The 25,730-nt window shown below is 67.9% G+C and carries 25 protein-coding genes; 16 read left to right on the top strand and 9 right to left on the bottom strand.

Annotated elements, in window-relative coordinates; all coding sequences use genetic code 11:
- Positions 1–29 precede the first annotated feature (29 nt).
- From N8A90_RS02250 to hpaI, 3 genes are read left to right on the top strand one after another with little or no spacing between them, the layout of a single operon-like run.
- Positions 30–1,025 carry a Bug family tripartite tricarboxylate transporter substrate binding protein gene (locus tag N8A90_RS02250; protein ID WP_410087617.1) on the top strand — a complete coding sequence of 332 codons (996 nt, stop codon included), beginning with the start codon at positions 30–32 and terminating at the stop codon, positions 1,023–1,025.
- Positions 1,026–1,044: 19 nt separating this feature from the next.
- Entirely contained in the window at positions 1,045–2,568 is a 1,524-nt protein-coding gene (locus N8A90_RS02245) for a UxaA family hydrolase (RefSeq protein WP_262073010.1), read from the top strand.
- A gap of 35 nt (positions 2,569–2,603) precedes the next feature.
- Complete coding sequence (hpaI, locus tag N8A90_RS02240) at positions 2,604–3,413, top strand: 4-hydroxy-2-oxoheptanedioate aldolase (RefSeq protein ID WP_262073009.1); 810 nt, start codon at positions 2,604–2,606, stop codon at positions 3,411–3,413.
- A 33-nt stretch (positions 3,414–3,446) separates the two neighbouring features.
- Here the strand turns inward: hpaI and N8A90_RS02235 are convergent, their stop codons facing one another.
- From N8A90_RS02235 to N8A90_RS02205, 7 genes are all read right to left on the bottom strand, one after another.
- Positions 3,447–4,172, bottom strand: coding sequence for a haloacid dehalogenase type II (locus N8A90_RS02235; RefSeq protein ID WP_262073008.1), 726 nt, complete (start codon positions 4,170–4,172; stop codon positions 3,447–3,449).
- Between the two features lie 5 nt (positions 4,173–4,177).
- Positions 4,178–4,822, bottom strand: coding sequence for a bifunctional 4-hydroxy-2-oxoglutarate aldolase/2-dehydro-3-deoxy-phosphogluconate aldolase (locus tag N8A90_RS02230; RefSeq protein WP_262073007.1), 645 nt, complete (start codon positions 4,820–4,822; stop codon positions 4,178–4,180).
- Positions 4,813–6,651, bottom strand: coding sequence for a phosphogluconate dehydratase (gene edd / locus N8A90_RS02225; protein ID WP_262073006.1), 1,839 nt, complete (start codon positions 6,649–6,651; stop codon positions 4,813–4,815). Before edd ends, N8A90_RS02230 begins: the two co-directional genes overlap by 10 nt.
- Before the next feature lie 113 nt (positions 6,652–6,764).
- Positions 6,765–7,772, bottom strand: coding sequence for a TRAP transporter substrate-binding protein (locus tag N8A90_RS02220; protein ID WP_262073005.1), 1,008 nt, complete (start codon positions 7,770–7,772; stop codon positions 6,765–6,767).
- Positions 7,773–7,836: 64 nt separating this feature from the next.
- Positions 7,837–9,117 carry a TRAP transporter large permease gene (locus N8A90_RS02215; protein WP_262073004.1) on the bottom strand — a complete coding sequence of 427 codons (1,281 nt, stop codon included), beginning with the start codon at positions 9,115–9,117 and terminating at the stop codon, positions 7,837–7,839.
- 10 nt (positions 9,118–9,127) lie between these two features.
- Positions 9,128–9,643, bottom strand: coding sequence for a TRAP transporter small permease (locus N8A90_RS02210; protein WP_262073003.1), 516 nt, complete (start codon positions 9,641–9,643; stop codon positions 9,128–9,130).
- Positions 9,640–10,227, bottom strand: a complete 588-nt coding sequence (locus tag N8A90_RS02205; protein WP_262073002.1) for a gluconokinase — start codon at positions 10,225–10,227, stop codon at positions 9,640–9,642. Before N8A90_RS02205 ends, N8A90_RS02210 begins: the two co-directional genes overlap by 4 nt.
- A gap of 185 nt (positions 10,228–10,412) precedes the next feature.
- Here N8A90_RS02205 and N8A90_RS02200 point away from each other — a divergent pair, with 185 nt between their 5' ends.
- On the top strand, positions 10,413–11,441 hold the full coding sequence (locus N8A90_RS02200; RefSeq protein WP_262073001.1) for a LacI family DNA-binding transcriptional regulator: 1,029 nt from the start codon (positions 10,413–10,415) through the stop codon (positions 11,439–11,441).
- Between the two features lie 61 nt (positions 11,442–11,502).
- Here the strand turns inward: N8A90_RS02200 and N8A90_RS02195 are convergent, their stop codons facing one another.
- Positions 11,503–12,069: an OmpA family protein gene (locus N8A90_RS02195; protein ID WP_262073000.1), complete on the bottom strand. Its 567-nt coding sequence runs from the start codon at positions 12,067–12,069 to the stop codon at positions 11,503–11,505.
- 42 nt (positions 12,070–12,111) lie between these two features.
- On the opposite strand from N8A90_RS02195, the gene N8A90_RS02190 reads away from it, so the two are divergent.
- A complete protein-coding gene (locus N8A90_RS02190; RefSeq protein ID WP_410087616.1) occupies positions 12,112–12,864 on the top strand; it encodes a gamma-glutamylcyclotransferase in 753 nt (250 codons plus the stop codon).
- Positions 12,861–13,397, top strand: a complete 537-nt coding sequence (locus N8A90_RS02185) for a superoxide dismutase family protein (protein WP_262072999.1) — start codon at positions 12,861–12,863, stop codon at positions 13,395–13,397. The genes N8A90_RS02190 and N8A90_RS02185 overlap by 4 nt, the downstream gene beginning before the upstream one ends.
- Here N8A90_RS02185 and N8A90_RS02180 read toward each other — a convergent pair.
- Complete coding sequence (locus tag N8A90_RS02180; RefSeq protein ID WP_262072998.1) at positions 13,384–13,962, bottom strand: NTP transferase domain-containing protein; 579 nt, start codon at positions 13,960–13,962, stop codon at positions 13,384–13,386. The two genes, N8A90_RS02185 and N8A90_RS02180, sit on opposite strands and share 14 nt — an antisense overlap.
- Before the next feature lie 36 nt (positions 13,963–13,998).
- On the opposite strand from N8A90_RS02180, the gene pdxH reads away from it, so the two are divergent.
- From pdxH to N8A90_RS02130, 10 genes are all read left to right on the top strand, one after another.
- Positions 13,999–14,670 (top strand): pyridoxamine 5'-phosphate oxidase, encoded by a 672-nt coding sequence (gene pdxH / locus N8A90_RS02175; RefSeq protein ID WP_410087625.1) that lies wholly within the window; start codon positions 13,999–14,001, stop codon positions 14,668–14,670.
- Positions 14,671–14,786: 116 nt separating this feature from the next.
- The gene (gene asd, locus N8A90_RS02170; protein WP_262072996.1) at positions 14,787–15,638 is read left to right on the top strand and encodes an archaetidylserine decarboxylase; all 852 of its coding nucleotides are present in this window, start codon (positions 14,787–14,789) and stop codon (positions 15,636–15,638) included.
- Between the two features lie 126 nt (positions 15,639–15,764).
- Positions 15,765–16,145 carry a winged helix-turn-helix transcriptional regulator gene (locus N8A90_RS02165; RefSeq protein ID WP_262072995.1) on the top strand — a complete coding sequence of 127 codons (381 nt, stop codon included), beginning with the start codon at positions 15,765–15,767 and terminating at the stop codon, positions 16,143–16,145.
- Positions 16,146–16,247: 102 nt separating this feature from the next.
- Positions 16,248–16,598, top strand: coding sequence for an FKBP-type peptidyl-prolyl cis-trans isomerase (locus tag N8A90_RS02160; protein WP_262072994.1), 351 nt, complete (start codon positions 16,248–16,250; stop codon positions 16,596–16,598).
- 163 nt (positions 16,599–16,761) lie between these two features.
- Positions 16,762–17,337, top strand: coding sequence for a nucleotide exchange factor GrpE (gene grpE / locus N8A90_RS02155; RefSeq protein ID WP_262072993.1), 576 nt, complete (start codon positions 16,762–16,764; stop codon positions 17,335–17,337).
- A 107-nt stretch (positions 17,338–17,444) separates the two neighbouring features.
- Positions 17,445–19,382, top strand: coding sequence for a molecular chaperone DnaK (dnaK, locus tag N8A90_RS02150; RefSeq protein ID WP_262072992.1), 1,938 nt, complete (start codon positions 17,445–17,447; stop codon positions 19,380–19,382).
- Positions 19,383–19,470: 88 nt separating this feature from the next.
- Positions 19,471–20,610, top strand: coding sequence for a molecular chaperone DnaJ (dnaJ, locus tag N8A90_RS02145; RefSeq protein ID WP_262072991.1), 1,140 nt, complete (start codon positions 19,471–19,473; stop codon positions 20,608–20,610).
- A 327-nt stretch (positions 20,611–20,937) separates the two neighbouring features.
- Positions 20,938–22,860: a PrkA family serine protein kinase gene (locus N8A90_RS02140; RefSeq protein WP_262072990.1), complete on the top strand. Its 1,923-nt coding sequence runs from the start codon at positions 20,938–20,940 to the stop codon at positions 22,858–22,860.
- Positions 22,861–22,896: 36 nt separating this feature from the next.
- On the top strand, positions 22,897–24,189 hold the full coding sequence (locus tag N8A90_RS02135) for a YeaH/YhbH family protein (protein WP_262072989.1): 1,293 nt from the start codon (positions 22,897–22,899) through the stop codon (positions 24,187–24,189).
- A complete protein-coding gene (locus N8A90_RS02130) occupies positions 24,186–25,730 on the top strand; it encodes a SpoVR family protein (protein WP_262072988.1) in 1,545 nt (514 codons plus the stop codon). The genes N8A90_RS02135 and N8A90_RS02130 overlap by 4 nt, the downstream gene beginning before the upstream one ends.

Genomic DNA, 25,730 nt, shown 5'->3' with positions numbered 1-25,730 from the left:
CCAATCCAACAAGAATTCTGGAGACAACGATGAAGACCACCACTTCCGTGGCGCGACGCCACTTCGTGCTCGGCGGGCTGGGCGCGGCCGCGATGACGATCGCACCGGCGCGCGCATTCGCTGCCGGCTACCCCGAACGCCCCATCACCTTCATCTGCCCCTGGCCGGCCGGCGGCACCGCCGACCGATCGATGCGCACGATCTGCCAGATCGCCGCGGGCGAGCTCGGGCAGCCGATCGCGTTCGAGAACCGCGCGGGCGCATCGGGCATGCTGGGCACCAAGGCGATGGCCTCGGCGAAACCCGATGGCTACACCATCGGGCAGATCCCGATCTCCGTGACGCGCTTCTCGCAACTGGGCACCTTGCAGCTCGATCCCCTCAAGGACCTCAGCTACCTCGCCCGTACCTCGGGGCAGACCTTCGGCATCGCCGTGCCGGCGAATTCGCCCTTCAAGTCCCTGAAGGACGTGGTGGCGCAGGCCAAGGCGAAGCCGGGCATCGTCACCTATGCCCACGCCGGCATCGGCGGCGCCACGCATGTCGGCATGGAGCAGTTCGCACAGGCCGCCGGCGTGAAGTTCAATGCGATCGCCTACAAGGGCGGCTCGGCAGCCTTGCAGGATGTGCTGGGCGAACAGGTCGACATGCTCGCCGACAGCAGCTCGTGGGCCCCCCATGTCGAAAGCGGCAAGCTGCGGCTGCTCGCCACCTGGGGCGAGGCCCGCACCCCGCGCTTCAAGGACACGCCCACACTCAAGGAGCTCGGCTTCGACGTCGTGGTCGAAGCACCCAACGGCATCGGCGCGCCGGCCGGCCTGCCGCCCGACGTGGAGAAGCGCCTGCGAGATGCCTTTCGCGTGGCCGTGCAGAGCGAAGAGTTCCGCAAGGTTGCCGAGGGCATCGACGCACCGGTCATGTACCAGGACGGCCCGGACTACCGCAAGTACGTCCAGTCGGTGTACCGGCAGGAGACGGCGCTGATCCGCAAACTGAATCTCAAGGAAATGATGGCGAAGGGCTGACGCAGCTTCGCCACGCCGCATGAACCACAGCCCCCTGCTCCGCCTGCATCCGAACGACAACGTGCTGGTCGCCAAGGTCACCATCGCCCTGGGTGAGGCGATCGAGACCTTCGGCGTGCGTGCCCGCGCCCAGATCCCGGCCGGCCACAAGATCGCCGCCTGCGCCATCGCGGCCGGCGAGCCGGTCAGGAAGTACGACACGGTCATCGGCGTGGCCTCGCGCGACTTGCAGGCGGGCGACTACGTACACAGCCACAACCTCACGCTGGTCGACTATTACCGCGACCCGGCCTTCTGCACCGACGTGCGCCCGGTGGCGTTCGTGCCGGCGGCCGAGCGCGCGAGCTTCATGGGCTTCGTGCGGCCGGACGGTGGCGTGGGCACGCGCAACTTCATCGGCATCCTGTCGTCGGTCAATTGCTCGGCGACGGTGATCCACCACATCGCGGCGCACTTCACGCCGGAGCGACTCGCGGCCTACCCGCACGTGGATGGCGTGGTCGCCTTCGCACAGACCAGCGGCTGCGGCATGTCGTCGCCGAGCGAGCACTTCGACGTGCTGCGTCGCACGCTGGCAGGCTATGCGCGCCACCCCAACCTGGCTGGCGTGCTGATCGTCGGGCTGGGTTGCGAACGCAACCAGGTCGACGCGCTGGTCGACTCGCAGCAGCTCGAACCGGGTCGCCGGATGCGCACGCTGGTCATGCAGGACGTCGGCGGCACGCGCAGGACGATCGAGGCGGGCATCCGTGCCATCGAAGACATGCTGCCCGACGCCGATGCGGCGCGGCGCACGCGGGTCGGCGCGCACCACCTCAAGATCGGGCTCGAATGCGGCGGCTCGGACGGCTTCTCCGCTATCTCCGCCAACCCGGCGCTCGGCGCCGCGATGGACGTGCTGGTGCAGCACGGCGGCACGGCCATCCTGTCGGAGACGCCGGAGATCCACGGCGTGGAATTCATGCTGACGCGGCGCGCCATCACGCCGGCCGTCGGCCAGAAGCTGCTCGACCGGCTGGCCTGGTGGGAACGCTACGCGGCCGGCCAGAACGCGCAGTTCAACGGCGTCGTCGGCCACGGCAACCAGGCTGGCGGCCTGGCGAACATCTTCGAGAAATCGCTGGGCTCCGCGATGAAAGGCGGCACCACGCCGCTGCGTGCCGTGTACGAGTACGCGGAGCGGATCGATGAGCACGGCTTCGTCTTCATGGACTCCCCCGGCTACGACCCGGTCGCGGCCACCGGCCAGATCGCCAGCGGCGCGCAGCTGATCTGCTTCACGACCGGACGCGGCTCGATGTTCGGCAGCAAGCCTGCCCCCACCATCAAGCTCGCCAGCAACACGCCGATGTACCGCCGGCTCGAGGAAGACATGGACATCAACTGCGGCGTGGTGATCGACGGCGACATGAACGTGCCGGAACTCGGGCAACACATCTTCGAGCAGATCCTCCGCCATGCGTCCGGCGAGCCGACGAAGAGCGAAGTGCTCGGCCTCGGCGACCACGAGTTCGTGCCGTGGCATCTGGGCATCGTCAGCTGACGCCCTTCCATCCCCATCCGCGCGCCAGGAAAAACATGCCCGCCCACAACCCCTTCAAGACCGCGCTCGCCGCACACCGGCCGCAAGTCGGCCTCTGGCTGTCGATGGCCGACCCCTACATGGCCGAGGTCAGCGCGACCACCGGCTTCGACTGGCTGCTGATCGATGGCGAACACGCGCCCAACGACCTGCGTTCCACCCTGGCCGCGCTGCAGGCCGTGGCGCCGCATCCTGCGCAGCCGGTGGTGCGCGCGGTGAATGGCGACACAGCGCTCATCAAGCAACTGCTCGACATTGGCGCCCGGAGCCTGCTGGTCCCGATGGTCGACACGGCCGACCAGGCCCGCGCGCTGGTGTCGGCCACGCGCTATCCGCCCCGCGGCATCCGGGGTGTCGGCAGCGCGGTGGGACGCGCGTCGCAATGGAGTTCGCGCGCCGACTACCTCGACGCGGCCGACGACGAGGTCTGTTTGCTGGTGCAGGTCGAGACGGTGACGGCGCTGTCGAACCTGGCGGCGATCTGCGCGGTGGAGGGTGTCGACGGCGTCTTCATCGGCCCGGCCGATCTCGCCGCCTCGATGGGACACCGCGGACGGCCGGGGCATCCCGAGGTGCAGGCGGCGATCGAGGCCGCCATGCGGACCATCGTGGCCTCGGGCAAGGCCGCGGGAACGCTGACCTCGGACCCGGCGCTGGCGCGGCGCCACCTCGACCTGGGCTGCACCTTCGTGGCGGTCGGCGTCGACGTGCTGCTCTATGCGGGCGCGGCGCGCAAGCTGGCTGCCGACTTCCTTCGGCGGCCGGCGCCTCCGGCTGCGACCGCGCAGGAACGCGGCGCCTACTGAGCCACGGCGGCGCCGGTCCAGCGGTTCAGCGGTTCAGCAGCCCAGCCGGTCGGCCAGCGCGCCGATGTCGCGTGCGTGCAGGTCGTTGCCCGGCTGCGGCGACACATCCTTCGGCTGCTTCATTCCAAACTCGTTCGGGCGCTCGATGTAGGCCGTGCGCAGGCCGCAGGCACGCGCCGCCGCCAGGTCGTCGTGGTGCGCCGCCGCCAGCATCACCTGACGGGGTGCGATGTCGAACACCCCGGCCACGCCCAGGTAGGTGCGCGGGTCCGGCTTGTAGGCCTTGAAGACCTCCGCGGAGAGCACGCAATCCCAGGGCAGGCCGGCGCTCTTCGCCATCTCGGTGAGCAGGCCGATGTTGCCGTTGGACAGCGTGCAGACGATGTATTTCGATCTGAGCCGCGCGAGGCCGGCCACCGCGTCGGGCCAGGCCGGAAGGCGGTGCCAGGCGCGGTTGAGTTCGCGCATCTGCGCCGCATCGAGCCGCGTCACGCCGACATCGCGCAGCACGCCCTCGAGGATGCTCAGGTGCAGTTCGTCGAGCAGCGTGAAGCCGCCCTCGCCCGCCGTGATCCGCTCCATCACGGCCCGCATGGCGGGCTGGTAGCCGGCGCGCCAAGCCAGCGCGAAGGCGCTGCCATCGACGCCGGGCAGCAGGCGCTCGACCTCGGCCGCGATGCCGCCGTGCCAGTCGACCACGGTGCCGAACACGTCGAAGGCGATGACCTTCAGGTCGTCGAAGTCGGGCTGCGCCTGCATCGCGTTCAGCGCGCCAGCTGCGTGGCTTCGCGCGCCAGTTGCTCGATGCGCGCCCAGTCGCCCTGCTGGATGGCGTCGGTCGGCACGATCCACGAGCCGCCGACGCAGGCCACGTTCGACAGCGCCAGGAACTCGGCCGCGTTGCCGGCATGGATGCCGCCCGTCGGGCAGAAGGTCACGTCGCCGAACGGCCCCTGCCAGGCCTTGAGCATCGGCAGGCCGCCGGCCTGCATCGCAGGGAAGAACTTGAGCTGCTGGTAGCCGTCTTCCTGCGCCGTCATGATCTCGCTGCCCGTTGCCACGCCGGGCAGCAAGGGCAGGCCGAGGTCGCGGCAGGCCTTGCCGACCGTGGACGTGTAGCCGGGGCTCACCCCGAACTTCGCGCCGGCCAGCACCGAGGCCTGCGCATCGGACGCGCTGCGGATGGTGCCGGCACCGGCCACGGCCTCGGGCACGTCGCGGGCGATGGCTTCGATGCACTGCAACGCCTGCGGCGTGCGCAGCGTGACTTCGAGCATGCGGATCCCGCCGGCCACCAGCGCGCGCGCCAGCGGCACGGCATGCGCCACGTCGTGCAGCACGATCACCGGGATCACCGGCGCATCGCGCATCACGTCGAGCGCGGTCAGTTTGTCGGGGTTCATAGCCATGAGCAGGCTCCTTCTTCTGCGGTGAGCGCGTTGCGGCGCATGCCGGCGAACAGTTCGCGGCCGAGGCCGCGGCCGTCGGCCAAGCGTTGTTCGTCGGGCATGGTCGCCGTCTCGCGTTGCGCCCATTCGTCGTCGGGCAGCAGCACCTGCAAGGTGCCGGCCACGCCGTCCAGGCGGATCAGGTCGCCGTCGCGCACCTTGGCGAGCGGGCCGCCGGCCGCCGCTTCGGGCGAGACGTGGATGGCGGCGGGCACCTTGCCCGACGCGCCGCTCATGCGGCCGTCGGTGACCAGCGCCACGCGAAAGCCCTTGCCCTGCAGCACCGACAGCGGCGGCGTGAGCTTGTGCAGCTCGGGCATGCCGTTGGCCTGCGGGCCTTGCCAGCGCACGACGCAGACCACGTCGCGGTCGAGTTCGCCGGCGGTGAAGGCCTTCTGCAGTGCGGCCTGCGAGTCGAACACGCGCGCGGGCGCTTCGATCACATGCCGGTCGTCGGGCACCGACGAGACCTTGATGACGCTGCGGCCCAGGTTGCCAGTGAGCAGCTTGAGCCCGCCAGTGGCGCTGAACGGCGCCGACACCGGGCGCGCCACCGCATCGTTCTTCGACGGTGCCGCCGCGTGCCAGTGCAGCACGCCTTCCGCCGAGGGCTCGCCGGCCATCGTCGGGATGTTGGCGAACTCGGCGATGCCGCCGGCCCGCACGGTCAGCACGTCGGCGTGCATGAGGCCGGCGCCGACCAGTTCGCCGACCACGTAGCCGGGGCCGCCGGCGTCCTGGAAGGCGTTCACGTCGGCGCTGCCGTTGGGATAGACCCGCGTGAGCAGCGGCACCACGTCGGACAGTTCGGAGAAATCGTTCCAGTCGATCACGATGCCGGCGGCACGCGCCACCGCGACCCAGTGGATCAGGTGGTTGGTCGACCCGCCGGTGGCGAGCAGTGCCGCCATCGCATTGACGATGGCACGTTCGTCGACCAGGCGGCCGATCGGCGGGCACTGGAAGGCCGTCGCCGACGCCTTGCCCAGCACCGTGCGCACGGCTTCGCGCGTGAGCGCCTCGCGCATCGCGTTGCCCGGCTGGATGAAGGCCGTGCCGGGCACATGCAGGCCCATCGCCTCGAGCAGCATCTGGTTGCTGTTGGCGGTCCCGTAGAAGGTGCAGGTGCCCGGTGCGTGGTAGGCGGCCATCTCGGCCTCCATCAGGCCCGCGCGGCCGACCAGGCCCTGCGCCGCCTGTTCGCGCACCTTGGCCTTGTCGCTGTTCGACAGGCCCGAGGGCATCGGCCCGGCCGGCACGAAGACGGTGGGCAGGTGGCCGAAGTGCAATGCGCCGATCAAGAGGCCAGGCACGATCTTGTCGCACACGCCGAGCATCAGCGCGGCGTCGAACATGTCGTGCGTGAGCGCGATGGCCGTGCCCATCGCGATCACGTCGCGGCTGAACAGGCTCAGTTCCATGCCGGGGGTGCCCTGCGTGACGCCGTCGCACATGGCCGGCACACCGCCCGCGACCTGCGCCGTGGCGCCGAGCCGGCGCGCCTCGTGCTTGATGATGTCCGGGTAGCCCTGGTATGGCGCGTGGGCCGAGAGCATGTCGTTGTAGGCGGTGACGATGCCGATGTTCGGCGCGCGCTCGGCGACGATCTTGAGCTTGTCGTTGACCGGCACGCCGGCCACCGCATGGGCCACGTTGGCGCAGCCCATGCGGTCGGAACCGCGGTCGCGGCGCCCGTAGGCGTCGATCTGTTCCAGGTAGGCGGCGCGGGTCGGCGCGCTGCGTTCGCGGATGCGTCGGGTGACGGCTTGGACGGTGTCGTGGAGTGGCATGCTGGGCTGTGGAATGCGCCGGCTGGCTGGAGGCTTCATGGTAAACCCTGGACCTGCCGCGCCGTGCAGGCGAAGGGCGCGCGCGGCGCCCCCTTCGCACCGCGTGGAGGGAATTACTTGCCGCGGGCCTGCGCCACAGCGGCGTTGACCGCGTCCCAGGTCTCCTGACCCACCGACTTGGCGATCCCGACGTTCACGCCGGCGAGCTTCTCGCGCATGCGGTTGACCTCGGACGCCGGCAGCTCGTTCACCTGCATGCCCTTGCCCTTGAGCTCGGCCAGCGCCTTGGTGGCTTCCTCGCGCGTGTCCTTGCGCTCGAAGTCGCGGCTCTTCACGGCGGCGTCCTGGAGCACCTTCTTCTCGGCCGGGGTCAGCGTGTCCCACCACTTCTTGCTCACCGTGACGATCCACGGGCTGTAGACGTGGTTGGTCACCGTCAGGTACTTCTGCACCTCGTAGAACTTGCTCGACACCACGGTGTTGAACGGGTTCTCCTGGCCGTCCACGGCGCGCGTCTCGAGGGCCGTGAACAGCTCCGAGAACGGCAGCGGCACGGCGTTGGCGCCGAGGGCCTTGAAGCTGTCGAGGAACACGTTGTTCTGCATCACGCGCAGCTTGATGTCGCCCATGTCCTCGAGCTTGTTGACCGGGCGCTTGCTGTTGGTGAGGTTGCGAAAGCCGTTCTCCCAGTACACCAGGCCGACCATGCCCTTGGGCTCCAGCTTGGCCTTGACCTTCTCGCCCACCGGGCCGTCGAGCACGGCGTCGGCTTCCTTCACGTTGTTGAACAGGAAGGGCGTGTCCCACACGGCCATCTCGGGGACGATGCCCACCAGCGTGGCGGTCGAGCCGACCATCATTTCCTGGGCGCCGCCGATGAGCGCCTGCTGCATCTGGGTGTCGGAGCCGAGCGATGCGTTGCCGATGCCACGGATCTTCATCTTGCCGCCGGTGGCCTTCTCGACCTCCTGCGCGAACAGGCGCACGGCGCGGCCCTGGTTGGAGTTGTCCACCAGGCCGTAGCCGAAGCGCACGATGCGCGGCTTGAAGTCCTGGGCCTGGGCGGCGCCGGCGGCGGCGAGTGCGGCGACGAGGCCGGCGAGAGCGAAACGAATGCGCATGGGAAGTCTCCTGTTGTCGAAAGAGGTGGCGGAAGGAAAATGAAAAGGGATGGCGCGTCGGCGCTCAATGCATCCAGGCCAGCGGCGCGGTGATGAGCGACGGGAACAGCACGAACAGCACGGCCAGCAGCACGTACATGAGCAGGAAGGGCGTGGTGCCCTTGATCACCGTCTCCATGCGCAGCTTGCCGACACCGGCCACCACGTTCTGCACGGTGCCCACCGGCGGCGTGATCAGCCCGATGCAGCCCACGTAGATGAACATGAAGCCGAAATACACCGGGTCGATGCCGGCCTTGACGGCCAGCGGCGCGCACACCGGGCCGAAGATCAGGATGGTGGGCGTCAGGTCCATCGCGGTGCCGACCACCAGCAGGAACAGCATCATCAGCGCCATGAAAATGATGGGGTTGCCCATCACGCCGGAGAAGCTGTCGGCCAGCATGTTGGGCAGGTCGGCCAGCGTGATCATGTAGGCCGTGACGGTGGCGGCACCGCACAGGAACATCACCACCGCCGTGGTCTTGCCCGCGGCCAGGAACACCTCGTAGAGCCGGGCCCAGGTCATCTCGCGGTAGACGAACATCGAGACGATGAGCGCGTAGACCGCGGCCACCACCGCCGCCTCGGTCGGCGTGAAGATGCCGCCCTTGAGGCCGCCCAGGATGATGACCGGCATCATCATGGCCCAGAAGCTGTGCAGCAGCGCCTTCATGCGCGCGCCCCATGCCACGCGCGGCATGGCGGGCAGCTTGTGCTTGCGGGCGATCCACCACCAGGCGGCGATCAGGAACGAACCCATCATCAGGCCGGGGAACACACCGGCCAGGAACAGCTTGCTGATCGACGTGTTGGTCGTCACGCCGTAGATCACGAAGGGCATCGACGGCGGGATGATCGGCGCAATGATGCCGCCCGACGCGAGCAGGCCCGCGCTGTAGCCCGGCGGGTACTTCTGCTCGCGCATCATGGGCAGCAGGATGGTGGCGAGCGCCGCGGTGTCGGCGATGGCCGAACCGCTCATCGACGCCAGCAGCACCGCAGCGCCGATGGCCACGAAGCCCAGGCCGCCGGGGATGTGCCCCACGAACGCGCGGGCCAGGTCGATGATGCGGCGCGACAGGCCGCCCGCGTTCATCAGCTCGCCGGCCAGGATGAAGAAAGGCACGGCCAGCAGCGGGAAGTTGTCGAAGCCGGCCTGCAGGTTCTGCGCGAGCAGCTGCGCGTCGAAGAAGTCCAGGTGCCACATGAGCGCGACACCGGTCAGCACCAGCGCATGGGCGATCGGCATGCCGATCACCATGCCGCCGATGAGCACGATCAGGAAGATGGTGGTGACAATCATGGCGCCGCCCTCACTCGATCTCGCCGACGTCGCCGGTATGGGCCGGCGGCGCGCCGCGCAGCAGGTCGAACACCAGCGCGACCAGCAGGCCGACCGCCAGCACCAGCGTGGCCGCGGCGCCGAGCGCCAGCGGGTAGCCCAGCACGGTGCTGAAGCTCTCCATGCCCGCGATCACCTGGCCCCAGGCGCCCTGGAGCAGCAGCACCATGCACAGCGCGACCAGCGCCTGGCTCACCCAGAACAGGCCGGTGCGCGCCCCGCCCTTCAGGCGCGAGGTCAGCATGTCGAAGCCCAGGTGCTTGCCCTCGAAGGCCGCGACGATGGTGCCGACGGCCACCAGCCAGACGAAGAGCAGGCGCGAGATTTCCTCGTACGAAACGATGCTGGTGGCGAACACGTAGCGCAGCACGACGTTCACGAAGACGGCGACGACCATGCCGGCCAGCGCTACGACCATGAAGAGTTCGGCCAGGCGGTGAAGCGCCGGCTTCCGGGGCGCCGGCGGCGTGGCAGGGGAATGGCTCATGCGATGTCTCCGGGCGACGTGTCGCGCCCTGTGATGGGGTTGGGAGAAGAGGTGGCAGCCTGCGTCGGTGCCGCCCAGGCGACCACCGCGGCGACCAGCGCCGCCATGGGTCGCGTGGCGTCCAGCACCAGCACGCCCGGCTCGCCCACGGGCGATTCGAGCGTGGCGAACTGGTTCGACACCAGCGCCGGCGAGAAGAAGTGCCCGGCCCGCGACTGCACGCGCGCCAGCGCCGCGTCGTAGTCGAGCGCAAGGAAGACAAAGCCCAGGCTTGGCGTCGCCTGCCGCAGCCGGTCCCGATAGCGGCGGCGCAGCGCGGAACAGGTCAGCACCCGGCCGGCGCCCTCGGACGGGGCCGCCAGCAGGTCGGCCAGGCGGTCCAGCCAGCCGGCGCGGTCGGCATCGGTCAGCGGTGTGCCCGCGCGCATCTTGGCGACGCTTTCGGGGGCGTGGTACGTGTCGCCCTCGTGCAGCGTCCAGCCCAGGGCGTCGGCACAGGCCGCGCCGACGCTGGACTTGCCGCAGCCGGAGACGCCCATGACCACGATGGCCTGCGGTTCGAATGATGAGATAGCGCTGTCCATTGAGAGTCAAAAAAAGGCCCGCTCGAAGGGCCGGGCCATGGCCGCCATGGTCTTCAAAAACAGGGGGCTCAGAGGGAAGCGATCGCCGGGTTCCGTGCGCACTCGGTGGCGCCCTACTTGTTAACCCTGTGAAAGATAGCGCTATCCTAGAGAACAATAGGTGCTCTTTTCATCCGGATTTACCCTTGACCGACGCGACCCGACGCCCTCGCCGCTCCAGTGGCCGCATCACGCTCGACGACGTGGCGCGGGCAGCGTCGGTCAGCCCGATCACGGTGTCCCGGGCGCTGCGCGGCGAACGCAGCGTCGACCCGGTGCTGGCCGCGCGGGTCCGGGAGGCGGCCGGGCGCCTCGGCTACGTGCCCGACCCCGCCGCGCGCGCCCTGGCATCGCAGCGCAGCAGCCAGGTCCTGGTGCTGGTGCCGATGCTGTCCAACACCCTGTTCGTGGATCTGCTGGAGGCGGTGCACCGCACGCTGTTCCCCGAGGGCTACCAGCCCTTCATCGGCGTGACGCACTACGACAGCGCCGAAGAAGAACTGCTGCTGCACACCTACCTGCCCCACCGTCCCGCCGGCCTGCTGGTGACCGGCTTCGACCGCAGCGAAACGGCGCGCCAGCTGATCGTGCGCAGCGGCGTGCCCTGCGTGCACCTGATGGAAACCAGCACCGCGCCGGGCGTGGCCTGCGTGGGCTTTTCACAGGTGGATGCAGGCGCCGCCATCACGCGCCACCTGCTGGCGCGCGGGCGCCGTCGCATCGCCTTCTGCGGCGCCCAGCTCGACCCGCGCGTGATGCAACGTGCCGAAGGCTACCGCCGCGCCCTGCGCGAGGCGGGCCTCTACGACCCGCGGCTGGAAATGCTCAGCCCCGAGCGTTCGTCGATCGCGTTGGGCGCGCGCCTGTTCGAGGAGATGCTGCAGCGCATGCCGGACATCGACGCCATCTTCTTCTGCAACGACGACATCGCCCAGGGCGGGCTGCTGGCCGCCAACCGCCTGCAAGTGCCGGTGCCGGGCCGCATCGCCATCGCCGGCTTCAACGACCTGGCCGGCAGCGACCAGATGGTGCCGCCGCTCACCACCGTGCGCACGCCCCGCAGCGAAGTGGGGCGCGCTGGCGCCACCATGCTGCTGGGCATGATGCGCGGCACGCTGCCGCAACCGGGCTGCGTCGAACTGGACTACGAGCTGGTCGTGCGCGGCAGCACCTGAGGCCGCACGAAAAAAAGCCCGGTCGAGACCGGGCGGGCGCAGCAGAGGACGCGAGGGCCGGTCAGTCCAGCAGCTTCACCTCGACCCGGCGCGCCTCGGCGTTGTTGCCCGAGCCGGTGCTGATCGCCGGCTTCAGCAGGTCGACCTTGTCGGCCGACACGCCCAGGCCCACCAGCACGTCGCGCACCGTCTGCGCACGCAGCTTGGCCAGTTCCTCGTTGATCTTCGGATCGCCCGTGGTGTCGTGGAAGCCCGAGATCACCGCCTTGCGGCCGCCCTCGATGCCCTTGATCACCGTGGCCAGCGCCTCGGCCGCGCCCGGGGCGAGGTCGGCGCTGCCGGTGGCGAAGTAGAAGTTCACCACGCCGCCCACCACCTGGATGCTCGCGCCTTCGGGCACGACGACCGTCACGATTTCGGTGGTCACCGTGCTGCCGGGTGCGGGTGCCGGGGCTTCGGCCGGCTCGACCTGCGTGACGGGCAGGCCGCTGTCCTGCGCGGTGGCGCCGCCCATGCCGTAGGTGAAGGTCGCGAAGCCCACCACGGTGAAGACCACCAGTGCGATCAGTGCGAAGAGGAATCCGAGGGCAAAGCGCTGCTGGCTGTCTTCGTCGTTGCTGGATGGCATGCGGTGTTCTCCGAAGGAAAGGGGACGGTAAATAATGGGCGGGTGATCCATGACCGCGAAATTGTAGGTGCCCCGGCCGATGCGGCCTGCGGCGACCCCGGCCCCATCGGCCTTGACCCGCTGCCGCGCCCGCTGCGCGATCCGCAGCCGATGCTCGAACGCACCATCACCGACTGGGGCGGCCACGACGATCTCTGGCTCTTCGGCTACGGCTCGCTCATCTGGCGGCCCGACTTCGACTTCGCCGAACGACGCGCGGCCAAGGTGCACGGCTGGCACCGGGCACTCAAGATGTGGAGCCGCGTGAACCGCGGCACGGTGCAGAACCCGGGCCTGGTCTTCGGGCTGCTCTCGGGCGGCAGCTGCCAGGGCATGGTGTTCCGCGTCCCGGCGGCCGACGGCCTCGAGACGCTGGGCCGGCTGTGGCTGCGCGAGATGCCCACCGGCGTCTACGACCCGCGCTGGCTCGACTGCGTCACGCCCGGCGGGCGGGTGCGGGCCCTGGCCTTCACGCTGTCCCGGCGCAGCCCGAACTTCACCGGCGAGCTCAGCGACGCACGCTACCGCCAGATCTTCCAGACCGCCACCGGCCGCTACGGCACCTCGCTCGACTACGCGCGCCAGACATGGCTCGAGCTGCAGCGCCACGCGATCCACGACCGTGCGCTGGCCCGACTTGTGCAACTCGCAGAATCCGAGCTGTCGGCATCGGCCGATTGCGGCGCGCCGCCGCGGCCGCTATACCCGGACACCGCCGCATCCGCAGCGCCCGACCACTCCCAGGAGAAACCATGACCTCTCGTTTCCGTTCGATCGCCCTGGCCGCCGCGGCCGCGGGCCTGCTCGCAGGCTGCGCCTCCATGACCGGCGGGTCCGGCGCGGTCGCCAACCTCGTGCCGACCGCAGCGATCACGCCGAACCCGACCGTGGGCAAGGTGACCTTCACGCCGCTCGAGCACGGCCTGCGCGTGGCGGGCGAAGTGCGCGGCCTGCCGCCGAACACCGAACACGGCTTCCACATCCACGAGAAGGGTGACTGCGGCGACAACGGCAATGCGTCCGGCGGCCACTTCAACCCGGCCGGCGGCGTGCACGGCAAGTTCGCCGCGCCCGGCAGCCACGCCGGCGAGCTGCCCAGCCTGGTGGCCGATGCGAGCGGCGTGGCGCGCTTTCGCGTCGACGTGCATTCGATCTCGCTGACCGATGGCGCTGCCAACAATGTGCTCGGCCGGGCGCTGGTGGTGCACCGCGACCGCGACGATTTCACGACGCAGCCGGCCGGCAATTCCGGCCCGCGCATTGCCTGCGCGGTCATCACGAAGGGCTGAGCAGGCGCGCGGCCAGCAGCGCTTCGGCCGCGGCGAGGTCGGCCAGGGTGTCGATGTCGGTCACGGTGCCGATGTCGTCCACCGCGAGGTCGCGCACCTCGCCGCGCGCGCGCAAGGCCTGCAGCACGGGCGCGGCGCCGCGCTCGCCGGACAGGGCCAGGAGCGCATCGCGCGCGCCCGCGGCGAAGGCCACCGGGTGACCCCGCTGTCCGTGGTGCTGCGGTTGCACCGCGGCGGCACCCGCGGCCAGGGCTTCAGCCACGCGGCGCAGCGTCTCGGGCCGCACCAGCGGCAGGTCGGCCGGCAGCACCAGCCAGCCGGCTGCATCGGCCGTCGCACGCACCGCCGCCGCGATCGAGTCGCCCATGCCCGGATGGCCGGCATCCTCGAGATGCCAGGGCAGCCCGCTGGCGCGCACCGCGTCGAGCGTGTGTTCGAGCACCGGCCGGCCGCCGAGCGGCGCCGCCAGCTTGTGCGAAACGCCGCCGGACGCGCGAAAGCGCTCGCCGCGGCCGGAGGCCAGCACGAGCACGGTGGGCAGGTCGGAAGGCAGGGGCGCGGTCATGCCCGAAGTATCACGCGCCTGCCACAGATGCCGCAGATGTCGTGGTGGGCCGACAATCGCCCGATGACCTCTCCCAACGACCACCTCGCCGCGCTGCGCAAGAGCTACGAACGCGCCGAGCTCGACGAAACCCACAGCGCGCACGAGCCGCTGCAGCAGTTTGAACGCTGGCTCGGCGAAGCCATCGACGCGCAAGTCCCCGAACCCAACGCCATGACGCTGGCCACCGTCGGCAGCGACCTGCGGCCGTCGAGCCGCATCGTGCTCATCAAGGGCTACGACGCGCGCGGCATCGTCTGGTACACCAACTACCAGAGCCGCAAGGGCCAGGAGCTGGCGGGCAATCCGTTCGCGGCCCTGCAGTTCCACTGGGTCGAACTCGAGCGGGTGGTGCGCATCGAGGGCCGGGTCGAGAAGGTCGATGCCGCAGAAAGCGACGCCTACTTCGCGAGCCGCCCGCTCGACTCCCGCATCGGCGCCTGGGCCAGCCCGCAGAGCGAGGTGATCTCGGGGCGCGAGGTGCTGGTGAAGAACGCCGCCGTGGCCGCCGCCCGACACCTGCTGGCGCCGCCGCGCCCGCCGCACTGGGGTGGCTACCGGCTGGTGCCCGATCGCTGGGAGTTCTGGCAGGGCCGCAAGAGCCGGCTGCACGACCGATTGCGCTACCGGCTGGACGGTGGCTGGCTGCGCGAGCGGCTGGCGCCCTGACCCGGCGACCGCCCGTTGCGGCGCGCGCCTACATCGAATCGGGCCGAGCCGGGCGGGCAAAGCGCTGCCCGCAAGTTCCTAGAATGCGCGGTCCTGCCGCTTTTGCCCCGCCCCACGTGTCCGATCGCCTCCCCGTTCTTCTTCAGTACCTCCTGCCCAAGCAGGCGCTGACCTCGTTCGCCGGCTGGGTCGCCGGCAAGGAGCGCGGCGCGGTCACCACCTGGATCGTGCGGCGCTTCGTCGCCAAGTACGGCGTGAACATGGCGGAGGCGCTCGACAGCGACATCGCCAGCTACGCCAGCTTCAACGACTTCTTCACCCGCGCCCTCAAGCCCGGCGCCCGGCCGATCGCGCGCGCCGACCTGGTCTCGCCGGTGGATGGCGCGATGAGCCAGTTCGGCGCCATCGACGACGATCAGATCTTCCAGGCCAAGGGCCACCACTGCACCGCCACCGCGCTGGTCGGCGGCGACGCGGCGCTGGCCGCGCAGTTCGCGCACGGCAGCTTCGCCACGCTCTACCTGAGCCCGCGCGACTACCACCGCATCCACATGCCCTGCGACGGGCGGCTGCGCCGCATGATCTACGTGCCGGGCGAGCTGTTCTCGGTGAATCCGACGACCGCCCGTGGCGTGCCGGGCCTGTTCGCGCGCAACGAGCGCACCGTGTGCCTGTTCGACGGGCCGCGCGGGCCCTTCGTGCTGGTGCTGGTCGGCGCCACCATCGTGGGCAGCATGGCCACGGTGTGGCACGGCGTGATCAACCCACCGCGCGGTGGCGAGGTGCGCGAATGGCGCTATGACGGCCAGGACATCTCGCTCAGGCAGGGCGAGGAGATGGGGCGCTTCCTGCTCGGCTCGACGGTCGTGATGCTGTTCCCGCCGCCGGCCCTGGCCTTCAACCCGGATTGGGCGCCAGGCCGGCCGGTGCGTCTGGGCGAAGTGATGGCCAACCACACCAGCGATTGACTCCCTCGCGCCACAGCCCACGGCTGGCGCGATGCGGCAGCTACAACATTCGTAGCAATCGATCCGCTGCGCTATAGTCGCCAGCCCCGCTTTGCGCCGCCATCCCATGCCGAGGAGACGATCCCGATGAGTTCCAAGGAAAACGCAGCCGTGAACCAGCTGCTGGCGTTGCTGGAGGCACGTTATGCCTTGCGGGTGCTCTGGGCGCTGCGGGACGGCCATGCGCAGACCTTCCGGCTGCTGCAGGACAGCGTGGGCGGCATCACGCCGAACACGCTGAACACCCGCATCAAGGAACTGCGCGAAGCCGGGGTCCTCAGCCACAGCGGCGAGGGCTACTGCCTGACGCTGAGCGGGCAGGACCTGCTCAAGCGCCTGTCCGACCTGCAGGCCTTCGCCGCCAAATGGCAGGCCGGCCAGGTCAGGAAAGCGGCGGCCGCTGCGGCGGCGACCCCTGCGGCGGCGCTGGCGCCCGTACCGCCCGCGCCGACCACCCCCTCGCACTGACCGGCCGGTCGACGCCGCGCTGCGCGCGGCGTGGCGTCCTGCAGAGCGCCGCTCGTTAAACTCCCCCGCTTTCTTTCTCTTCAAACCACACAAGGAGCGCCCATGCCCACCACCCCTTCCGGCCTGCAGTACGAAGACACCGTCGTCGGTGACGGCACCGAAGCCAAGCCCGGCCAGCACGTGCATGTGCACTACACCGGCTGGCTCTACAACGACGGCGCCCAGGGCGCCAAGTTCGACTCCAGCCGCGATCGCAACGATCCCTTTGCCTTCTCGCTGGGCGCCGGCCAGGTCATCAAGGGCTGGGACGAAGGCGTCGCCGGCATGAAGATCGGCGGCCAGCGCACGCTGATCATCCCGGCCGCGCTGGGCTACGGTGCCCGTGGCGCCGGCGGCGTGATCCCGCCGAACGCCACGCTGAAGTTCGACGTCGAACTGCTCGACGCACACTGATCCACCCAGGGAGGCAGCGCCTCCCCGGACCTCGACCGCGGGAAACGCAGCATTTCCCGCCAGCGGCTTGATCAGCCGCATTTTTTTGCCTTGAAAAGCCCTACCGCCGGCCCCAGATGGCCTGCAATCGTTTCTTTCACGGCCGATCCACCGGTTTTTGAGCATGTCAGACCCAAAAAATCCAGAAATGAATCCGCAGAACCTTCAAGGCGCCCCCAGCCCCGAAGAGCTGGAAGCCGCCCAGTTCGCCAACGAGGCCGATGCCCAGGGCGAACTGGCCCAGGTCCAGGCCGAACTGGCCGCACTGCAGGCCAAGAACGCTGAACTCGCCGACCAGTACCTCCGCGCCCAGGCCGACGTGCAGAACGCCCGCCGCCGCGCCGACGACGACGTCAGCAAGGCCCGCAAGTTCGCGGTCGAGTCCTTCGCCGAGAGCCTGCTGCCCGTGACGGACAGCCTCGAAGCCGGCCTCGCCATCCAGGACGCCACGCCCGAGCAGATCCGCGAAGGCGCCGAAGCCACGCTGCGCCAGCTCAAGAGCGCGCTCGAGCGCCACAAGGTGATCGAGATCGCCCCGGCCGCCGGCACCAAGTTCGACCCGCACCAGCACCAGGCCATCTCGGTGGTGCCGACGCCGGGCCAGGAGCCCAACACCATCGTGGGCGTGCTGCAGAAGGGCTACACCATCGCCGAGCGCGTGCTGCGCCCCGCGCTGGTCACGGTCAGCTCGGCAGGTTGATCGCGCACAAGAAACCCACAGGAAATCCCCGCGCCATCCCTTGAATCACAGCGGGTTATCCACACGTTCACAACAACTTCATTTCAGCATTCAGGAGAACCTTCATCATGGGCAGAATCATCGGCATCGACCTCGGCACCACCAACTCGTGCGTCTCGATCATGGAGGGCAACACGACCCGCGTGATCGAGAACTCGGAAGGTGCCCGCACCACGCCGTCGATCGTGGCGTACCAGGAAGACGGTGAAGTGCTGGCCGGCGCATCGGCCAAGCGCCAGGCCGTGACCAACCCCAAGAACACGATCTACGCGGTCAAGCGCCTGATCGGCCGCAAGTTCGAAGAGAAGGAAGTGCAGAAGGACATCGACCTGATGCCCTACACCATCACGAAGGCCGACAACGGCGACGCGTGGGTGGAAGTGCGCGGCAAGAAGCTCGCGCCGCAACAGGTCAGCGCCGAGATCCTGCGCAAGATGAAGAAGACCGCCGAAGACTACCTCGGCGAACCCGTGACCGAAGCCGTGATCACCGTGCCGGCCTACTTCAACGACAGCCAGCGCCAGGCCACCAAGGACGCCGGCCGCATCGCGGGCCTGGACGTCAAGCGCATCATCAACGAGCCCACCGCGGCAGCCCTGGCCTTCGGCCTGGACAAGCAGGACAAGGCCGACCGCAAGATCGCCGTGTATGACCTGGGCGGCGGCACCTTCGACGTGTCGATCATCGAGATCGCCGACGTCGACGGCGAGAAGCAGTTCGAGGTGCTGTCGACCAACGGCGATACCTTCCTGGGCGGCGAAGACTTCGACCAGCGCATCATCGACTACATCATTTCCGAGTTCAAGAAAGAGCAAGGCGTCGACCTCGGCAAGGACGTGCTCGCACTCCAGCGCCTGAAGGAAGCCGCGGAAAAGGCCAAGATCGAGCTGTCGAACAGCGCCGCGACCGACATCAACCTGCCGTACGTGACGGCCGATGCCTCGGGCCCGAAGCACCTGAACATCAAGCTGACCCGCGCCAAGCTGGAAAGCCTGGTCGACGAGCTGATCGAGCGCACCATCGCGCCCTGCCGCACCGCCATCAAGGACGCCGGCGTGAGCGTGTCGGACATCAACGACGTGATCCTGGTCGGCGGCATGACCCGCATGCCCAAGGTGCAGGAGAAGGTCAAGGAGTTCTTCGGCAAGGAACCGCGCAAGGACGTGAACCCTGACGAAGCCGTGGCCGTGGGCGCAGCCATCCAGGGCCAGGTGCTCTCGGGCGACCGCAAGGACGTGCTGTTGCTGGACGTGACCCCGCTGTCGCTCGGCATCGAGACGATGGGCGGCGTGATGACCAAGATGATCGCGAAAAACACGACCATCCCGACGAAGTTCGCGCAGACCTTCTCGACGGCCGAGGACAACCAGCCGGCCGTGACGATCAAGGTGTTCCAGGGCGAACGCGAGATCGCCTCGGGCAACAAGGCGCTGGGCGAATTCAACCTGGAAGGCATTCCGCCGGCCGCGCGCGGCACGCCGCAGATCGAAGTGAGCTTCGACATCGACGCCAACGGCATCCTGCACGTGGGCGCCAAGGACAAGGGCACCGGCAAGGAAAACAAGATCACCATCAAGGCGAACTCGGGCCTCTCCGAGGACGAGATCCAGAAGATGGTGAAGGACGCCGAACTGAACGCGGCCGAGGACAAGAAGAAGGTCGAACTGGCGCAGGCCCGCAACCAGGGTGAAGCCATGGTCCACAGCGTGAAGAAGTCGCTGGGCGAACACGGTGCGACCCTGGAAGCCGGCGAGAAGGAAAAGATCGAAGCCGCGATCAAGGACGTCGAAGAGGCGCTCAAGACCGATGACAAGGCCGCGATCGACGAAAAGACCAACACGCTGATGAGCGCCAGCCAGAAGCTGGGCGAGAAGATGTACGCCGATGCGCAGGCGGCGGCCGGCGCCGCAGGTGGCCCGGGTGCCGCGGCTGGCGCGGAAGCTGCCAGCGCCCCGGCGGACGACAACGTCGTCGACGCCGAGGTGAAGGAAGTGAAGAAGGGCTGATCGCCAGCTGTTCTCCAAGGCTGGATCACCCTGTCGGGTGATCCAGCCTTTTCCGTTTCCTGACACCGCTCCCGACGACCACGCACCCATGGCCACCAAACGCGACTATTACGAAACCCTCGGCGTTCCCAAGAACGCGAGCGAGGAAGAGATCAAGAAGGCTTATCGCAAGCTCGCGATGAAGCACCACCCCGACCGCAACCAGGGTGACGCCTCGAAGGACGCCGAGGCGAAGTTCAAGGACGCCAAGGAAGCGTACGAGATGCTGTCCGACCCGCAGAAGCGGGCCGCGTACGACCAGTACGGGCATGCCGGCGTCGACCCCAACATGCGCGGCGGCCCGGGCGCGGAAGGCTTCGGCGGCTTCGCGGAGGCCTTCGGCGACATCTTCGGCGACGTGTTCGGCGGCGCCCGCGGCGGCCGCCAGGGCAGCGGGCGCCAGGTGTTCCGTGGCAGCGACCTGAGCTACGCGATGGAGATCACGCTGGAGGAAGCCGCCGAGGGCAAGGACGCGCAGATCCGCATCCCGAGCTGGGACGACTGCGACACCTGCCACGGCAGCGGCGCCAAGCCGGGCACCAAGCCCATCACCTGCACCACCTGCCACGGGCAGGGCTCGGTGCAGATGCGCCAGGGCTTCTTCAGCGTGCAGCAGACCTGTCCGCAGTGCCACGGCAGCGGCAAGATCATCCCCGAACCGTGCACCACCTGCCACGGCCAGGGCAAGATCAAGAACAACAAGACGCTGGAGGTGAAGATCCCGGCCGGCATCGACGACGGCATGCGCATCCGCAGCACCGGCAACGGCGAGCCCGGCACCAACGGCGGGCCGCCGGGCGATCTCTACATCGAGATCCGCCTGAAGAAGCACGAGATCTTCGAGCGCGACGGCGACGACCTGCATTGCGTGGTGCCTGTCAGCATGACCACCGCCGCGCTGGGCGGCGAGATCAACGTGCCCACCCTCAGCGGCGCGGCCGCCATCGACATTCCGGACGGCACACAGAGCGGCAAGCAATTTCGCCTGCGCGGCAAGGGCATCAAGGGCGTGCGCGGCAGCTATCCGGGCGACCTGTACTGCCATGTGCGCGTCGAGACGCCCGTGAAGCTCACCGAGCACCAGCGCAAGCTGCTCAAGGAACTCGACGATTCCTTCAAGAAGGGCGGCCACAAGCACAGCCCGACCGACAAGGGCTGGTTCGACAAGGCCAAGGAATTCTTCAGCTGAACGCCTTTGGCTGACAAGCGCTCCGACAAGGGCGGCCTGCGGGCCGCCCTTTTGTTTGGGGCTATCGATAGTCGGGGAAAACACGGTCGGCGATCACTGTTGCCGAATCGTTCATGGTTCAGGGTGGAACTTGATCTCGCGCTGTTGTTCAGAGAGAACACCCCACACGCAGGTGCGATCTTTGCTTTATGCTGAATCAGCAGTTTGGTTAGGGAGTTTTTGCAGGGCACCACGCCGTGCGCTAGCGCCTACAAAGCGGTTGCGGTCGGCGCGTGTTCTGCGGCAGATCCGGGGCTTCGGCCTCTTTGACTCGATGGAGGTTTGTCCATGGATGTGATCAGCAACTTTGCCGCCCGCTACGACCGCACGCGAGAGGAAGTCATCTCGCTGCAGGAGTACCTCGACATCTGCAAGCGCGAGCCGGTCGCCTACGCCACCGCTGCCGAACGCATGCTCAAGGCCATCGGCGAACCCGAACTCGTCGACACCCGCAACGACCCACGCCTCTCGCGCATCTTCGCGAACAAGGTAATCAAGCTCTACCCCGCGTTCAAGGAGTTCTATGGCATGGAAGACGCCATCGAACAGGTGGTGTCCTACTTCCGCCATGCCGCGCAGGGCCTGGAGGAAAAGAAACAGATCCTCTACCTGCTGGGCCCGGTCGGCGGCGGCAAGAGCTCCATCGCCGAACGGCTCAAGCAATTGATGGAGCAGGTGCCCTTCTATGCCATCAAGGGCTCGCCGGTGAACGAGTCGCCGCTCGGCCTGTTCGACCCGGCCGAAGATGGCGAGATCCTCGAAAAGGAATACGGCATTCCGCGGCGCTACCTGCAGCGCATCTTGTCGCCGTGGGCGGTGAAGCGGCTGGAGGAATACGGCGGCGACATCCGCAAGTTCCAGGTGGTCAAGCGCTACCCGTCGGTGCTGCGCCAGATCGGCGTGGCCAAGACCGAGCCCGGCGACGAGAACAACCAGGACATCTCCTCGCTGGTCGGCAAGATCGACATCCGCAAGCTCGAGACCTATGCGCAGGACGACCCCGATGCGTATTCGTATTCTGGCGGCCTGTGCCTCGCGAACCAGGGTCTGCTCGAGTTCGTCGAGATGTTCAAGGCACCGATCAAGGTGCTGCACCCGCTCCTGACCGCCACGCAGGAAGGCAACTTCAAAGGCACCGAAGGCTTCGGCGCCATCCCCTTCGACGGTGTCGTGCTGGCCCACAGCAACGAGAGCGAGTGGAAGGCCTTCCGCAACAACAAGAACAACGAGGCCTTCCTCGACAGGATCTACATCGTCAAGGTGCCGTACTGTCTGCGCGTCTCCGAAGAGATCAAGATCTACGAGAAGCTGGTGCGCACCTCGTCGCTGTCGGAAGCACCCTGTGCCCCCGGCACGCTGCGCATGATGGCGCAGTTCTCGGTACTCACGCGGCTGAAGGAGCCCGAGAATTCGAGCATCTTCAGCAAGATGCAGGTCTACGACGGCGACAGCCTGAAGGACACCGACCCCAAGGCCAAATCGCTTCAGGAATACCGCGACTACGCCGGCGTCGACGAGGGCATGAGCGGCGTGTCGACGCGCTTCGCCTTCAAGATCATCTCGAAGGTCTTCAACTTCGACAGCAGCGAGATCGCGGCCAACCCGGTGCATCTGATGTACGTGCTCGAACAGCAGATCGAGCGCGAGCAGTTCCCGGCCGAGACCGAACAGAAGTACCTGGCGTACATCAAGGAGCACCTGGCGGTGCGCTACGCCGAATTCATCGGCAAGGAAATCCAGACCGCCTACCTCGAGAGCTACAGCGAGTACGGCCAGAACATCTTCGACCGCTACGTCACCTACGCCGACTACTGGATCCAGGACCAGGAATACCGCGACGTCGATACCGGCGAGGTGTTCGACCGCGTCGCGCTCAATGCCGAGCTCGAGAAGATCGAGAAGCCCGCCGGCATCTCGAATCCGAAGGACTTCCGCAACGAGATCGTCAACTTCGTGCTGCGCGCACGGGCCGGCAACGCGGGGCGCAACCCGGCCTGGACCAGCTACGAGAAGCTGCGCACGGTGATCGAGAAGAAGATGTTCTCGAACACCGAAGAGCTGCTGCCCGTCATCAGCTTCAACACCAAGAGCAGTGCCGACGAACAGAAGAAGCACCAGGACTTCGTCGCACGCATGGTCGAGAAGGGCTACACCGCCAAACAGGTGCGGCTGCTGTGCGAGTGGTACCTGCGCGTTCGCAAGAGTTCTTGAGTTTGATGTCGCGCTCCGGCGCGGAGGTGTGACACCTTGGCCATGCTGCAACAGATCATCGATCGACGGTTATCGGGCAAGAACAAGTCGATCGGCAATCGCGAGCGCTTCCTGCGGCGCTACCGGGGCCAGATCCGCGACGCGGTGCGGCGCGCGATCAGCGGGCGCAACATCCGCGACCTTGAACGCGGCGAGGACATCACGCTGCCCAAGCGCGACGTGTCCGAACCGGTGTTCGGGCACGGCCCGGGCGGCAACCGCGAATACGTGCATCCGGGGAACCAGGAATACCTCAAGGGCGATCGCATCAAGCGTCCGCCCGGTGGTGGAGGCGGCGGCCAGGGCAGTGGCGAAGCTGGCGACAGCGGCGAAGGCGAGGACGACTTCGTCTTCAAGCTCACCCGCGAGGAGTTCATGCAGGTCTTCTTCGACGACCTCGCCCTGCCCCACCTCATCCGCACGCAGCTGGCCGAAGTACCGGAGTGGAAAAGCCACCGCGCCGGCTTCAAGAGCGACGGCAACCCGAGCAGCCTCCATGTGGTGCGTTCGATGCGCGGCGCACTGGCACGGCGCATCGCGCTGGGTGGCGAAGACCGCGTCACGCTGCTGCGCATGCAGACCGAACTGCTGCAGTTGCGCGCCGAACCCGGCGCGCAGGAGCCGCCGCTGTCCGACCGCATCGCCGAGCTGGAAGCGCAGATGATCGAGCTGCGCCGCACGGCCAAGCACATCCCCTACATCGACCCGATCGACCTGCGCTACCGCAACCGCGTGCGCGTGCCGGTACCGAGCGCCAAGGCGGTGATGTTCTGCCTGATGGACGTGTCGGGCTCGATGGACGAGGCACGCAAGGACATGTCCAAGCGCTTCTTCATGCTGCTGTACCTGTTCCTCACGCGGCACTACGAGAAGATCGAACTGGTCTTCCTGCGGCACCACACGCAGGCGCAGGAAGTGAGCGAGGAAGAGTTCTTCCACGCCACCGAAACCGGCGGCACCGTGGTGTCGAGCGCGCTGGTGCTGATGGACGAGATCATCCGCGCACGCTACCCCAGCGGCGAATGGAACATCTACGGCGCGCAGGCCAGCGACGGCGACAACTGGCACCAGGACAGCGGCCGCTGCCGCCAGATGCTGGAAGAATCGATCCTGCCGATGGTGCGCTACTACGCCTACGTGCAGGTGGCCGACGCCGAGCAGAACCTCTGGCAGGAATACGCGCAGCTCGAAGGCGTGCGGCCCAATTTCGCGATGCGCAAGGTCGCGAGCGCGCAGGACATCTACCCGGTGTTTCGTGAACTGTTCAAGAAAGAAGGAGCGCCCGCATGAGCGAAACGAGCGAACTGCCGGTGACATCTTCCCCGGGCCGCGCCGAGCCGCTGCCGAGCCCATCGGACTGGACCTTCGACCTGATCGAAACCTACCACCAGGAAATCCGCAAGACGGCGGAGTCCTTCAAGCTCGACACGTACCCGATCCAGCTCGAGATCATCACGGCCGAGCAGATGATGGACGCGTACGCCAGCGTCGGCATGCCGGTGATCTACCGCCACTGGTCGTATGGCAAGCAGTTCATCTCCACCGAGAAGAACTACCGGCGCGGAGCCATGGGCCTGGCCTACGAGATCGTCATCAACTCGGACCCCTGCATCGCCTACCTCATGGAGGAGAACACCATGGCGATGCAGGCCCTGGTGATCGCCCATGCGGCCTACGGGCACAACAGCTTCTTCAAGGGCAACTACTTGTTCCGCATGTGGACCGACGCGTCGTCGATCATCGACTACCTGGTCTATGCGCGTAACTACATCACAGAGTGCGAGGAACGCCACGGCGTCGATGCCGTCGAGGAACTGCTCGACTCCTGCCATGCGCTGATGAATTACGGCGTCGACCGCTACCGCCGGCCGCAGAAGCGCTCGCTCGCGCAAGAGATCAGCCAACGCGCGGAACGGGAGCACCATCTGCAGCAACAGGTCAACGACCTCTGGCGCACCCTGCCCAGGCGCATCGAGGCCGCGGCCGACGCCGATGCCGCGCGCCGCTTCCCTGTGGAGCCGCAGGAGAACCTGCTGTATTTCATCGAGAAGAACGCGGCGCTGCTGGAACCTTGGCAGCGAGAAGTCGTGCGGATCGTTCGCAAGGTGGCGCAGTATTTCTACCCGCAGCGCCAGACGCAGGTGATGAACGAGGGCTGGGCCACCTTCTGGCACTACACCCTGCTCAACACGATGTACGACAAGGGCCAGTTGGCCGACGGCTTCATGATCGAATGGCTGCGCTCCCACACCAGCGTGGTCTACCAGCCGCCGGTCGGCCACCGTGCCTACAGCGGCATCAACCCCTATGCGCTCGGCTTCGCGATGTTCACCGAACTGCGCCGCATCTGCGAGAAGCCCACCGAGGAAGACCGCCGCTGGTTCCCGGACTACGCCGGCACCGACTGGCTCACGACGCTCGACCATGCCATGCGCAACTACAAGGACGAGAGCTTCGTCGGCCAGTTCCTGAGCCCGAAGACGATGCGCGACTTCCGTCTCTTCGCGGTGCGCGACCACACGGAAGACCCCGAACTCGAGATCGCGGCCATCCACGACGACAACGGCTACCAGGCGCTGCGCGAATCGCTCTCGCGCCAGTACGACATCGGCAGCCGCGAGCCCGACATCCAGGTCTGGAACGTCGACATGCGCGGCGACCGCTCGCTCACCCTGCGCCATGTGCAGCGCAACGGCCAGCCGCTGCGCGACGACACGCACGAGGTGCTCAAGCATGTGACCCGGCTGTGGGGCTTCGACGTGCGGCTCGAGAGCGTCGACCCGCAGGGCCGTGTGACCTTGCGCGAGACGGCCTCCGCGCCGCGCCACTGA

The sequence above is a fragment of the Variovorax sp. N23 genome (assembly GCF_025486315.1).
Lineage (GTDB): Bacteria > Pseudomonadota > Gammaproteobacteria > Burkholderiales > Burkholderiaceae_C > Variovorax.
Note: the sequence above shows the minus strand (reverse complement) of the source record. Positions and strands in the feature narration are given on the sequence as shown.

Bases quoted from the DNA above. Each gene is read 5' to 3' on its own strand.
- N8A90_RS02250 (WP_410087617.1), top strand. From the start codon at position 30: ATGAAGACCACCACTTCCGTGGCGCGACGCCACTTCGTGCTCGGCGGG.
- N8A90_RS02245 (WP_262073010.1), top strand. From the start codon at position 1,045: ATGAACCACAGCCCCCTGCTCCGCCTGCATCCGAACGACAACGTGCTG.
- hpaI (WP_262073009.1), top strand. From the start codon at position 2,604: ATGCCCGCCCACAACCCCTTCAAGACCGCGCTCGCCGCACACCGGCCG.
- N8A90_RS02235 (WP_262073008.1), bottom strand. From the start codon at position 4,172: ATGCAGGCGCAGCCCGACTTCGACGACCTGAAGGTCATCGCCTTCGAC.
- N8A90_RS02230 (WP_262073007.1), bottom strand. From the start codon at position 4,822: ATGGCTATGAACCCCGACAAACTGACCGCGCTCGACGTGATGCGCGAT.
- edd (WP_262073006.1), bottom strand. From the start codon at position 6,651: ATGCCACTCCACGACACCGTCCAAGCCGTCACCCGACGCATCCGCGAA.
- N8A90_RS02220 (WP_262073005.1), bottom strand. From the start codon at position 7,772: ATGCGCATTCGTTTCGCTCTCGCCGGCCTCGTCGCCGCACTCGCCGCC.
- N8A90_RS02215 (WP_262073004.1), bottom strand. From the start codon at position 9,117: ATGATTGTCACCACCATCTTCCTGATCGTGCTCATCGGCGGCATGGTG.
- N8A90_RS02210 (WP_262073003.1), bottom strand. From the start codon at position 9,643: ATGAGCCATTCCCCTGCCACGCCGCCGGCGCCCCGGAAGCCGGCGCTT.
- N8A90_RS02205 (WP_262073002.1), bottom strand. From the start codon at position 10,227: ATGGACAGCGCTATCTCATCATTCGAACCGCAGGCCATCGTGGTCATG.
- N8A90_RS02195 (WP_262073000.1), bottom strand. From the start codon at position 12,069: ATGCCATCCAGCAACGACGAAGACAGCCAGCAGCGCTTTGCCCTCGGA.
- N8A90_RS02185 (WP_262072999.1), top strand. From the start codon at position 12,861: ATGACCTCTCGTTTCCGTTCGATCGCCCTGGCCGCCGCGGCCGCGGGC.
- N8A90_RS02180 (WP_262072998.1), bottom strand. From the start codon at position 13,962: ATGACCGCGCCCCTGCCTTCCGACCTGCCCACCGTGCTCGTGCTGGCC.
- pdxH (WP_410087625.1), top strand. From the start codon at position 13,999: ATGTCGTGGTGGGCCGACAATCGCCCGATGACCTCTCCCAACGACCAC.
- N8A90_RS02165 (WP_262072995.1), top strand. From the start codon at position 15,765: ATGAGTTCCAAGGAAAACGCAGCCGTGAACCAGCTGCTGGCGTTGCTG.
- N8A90_RS02160 (WP_262072994.1), top strand. From the start codon at position 16,248: ATGCCCACCACCCCTTCCGGCCTGCAGTACGAAGACACCGTCGTCGGT.
- grpE (WP_262072993.1), top strand. From the start codon at position 16,762: ATGTCAGACCCAAAAAATCCAGAAATGAATCCGCAGAACCTTCAAGGC.
- dnaK (WP_262072992.1), top strand. From the start codon at position 17,445: ATGGGCAGAATCATCGGCATCGACCTCGGCACCACCAACTCGTGCGTC.
- dnaJ (WP_262072991.1), top strand. From the start codon at position 19,471: ATGGCCACCAAACGCGACTATTACGAAACCCTCGGCGTTCCCAAGAAC.
- N8A90_RS02140 (WP_262072990.1), top strand. From the start codon at position 20,938: ATGGATGTGATCAGCAACTTTGCCGCCCGCTACGACCGCACGCGAGAG.
- N8A90_RS02130 (WP_262072988.1), top strand. From the start codon at position 24,186: ATGAGCGAAACGAGCGAACTGCCGGTGACATCTTCCCCGGGCCGCGCC.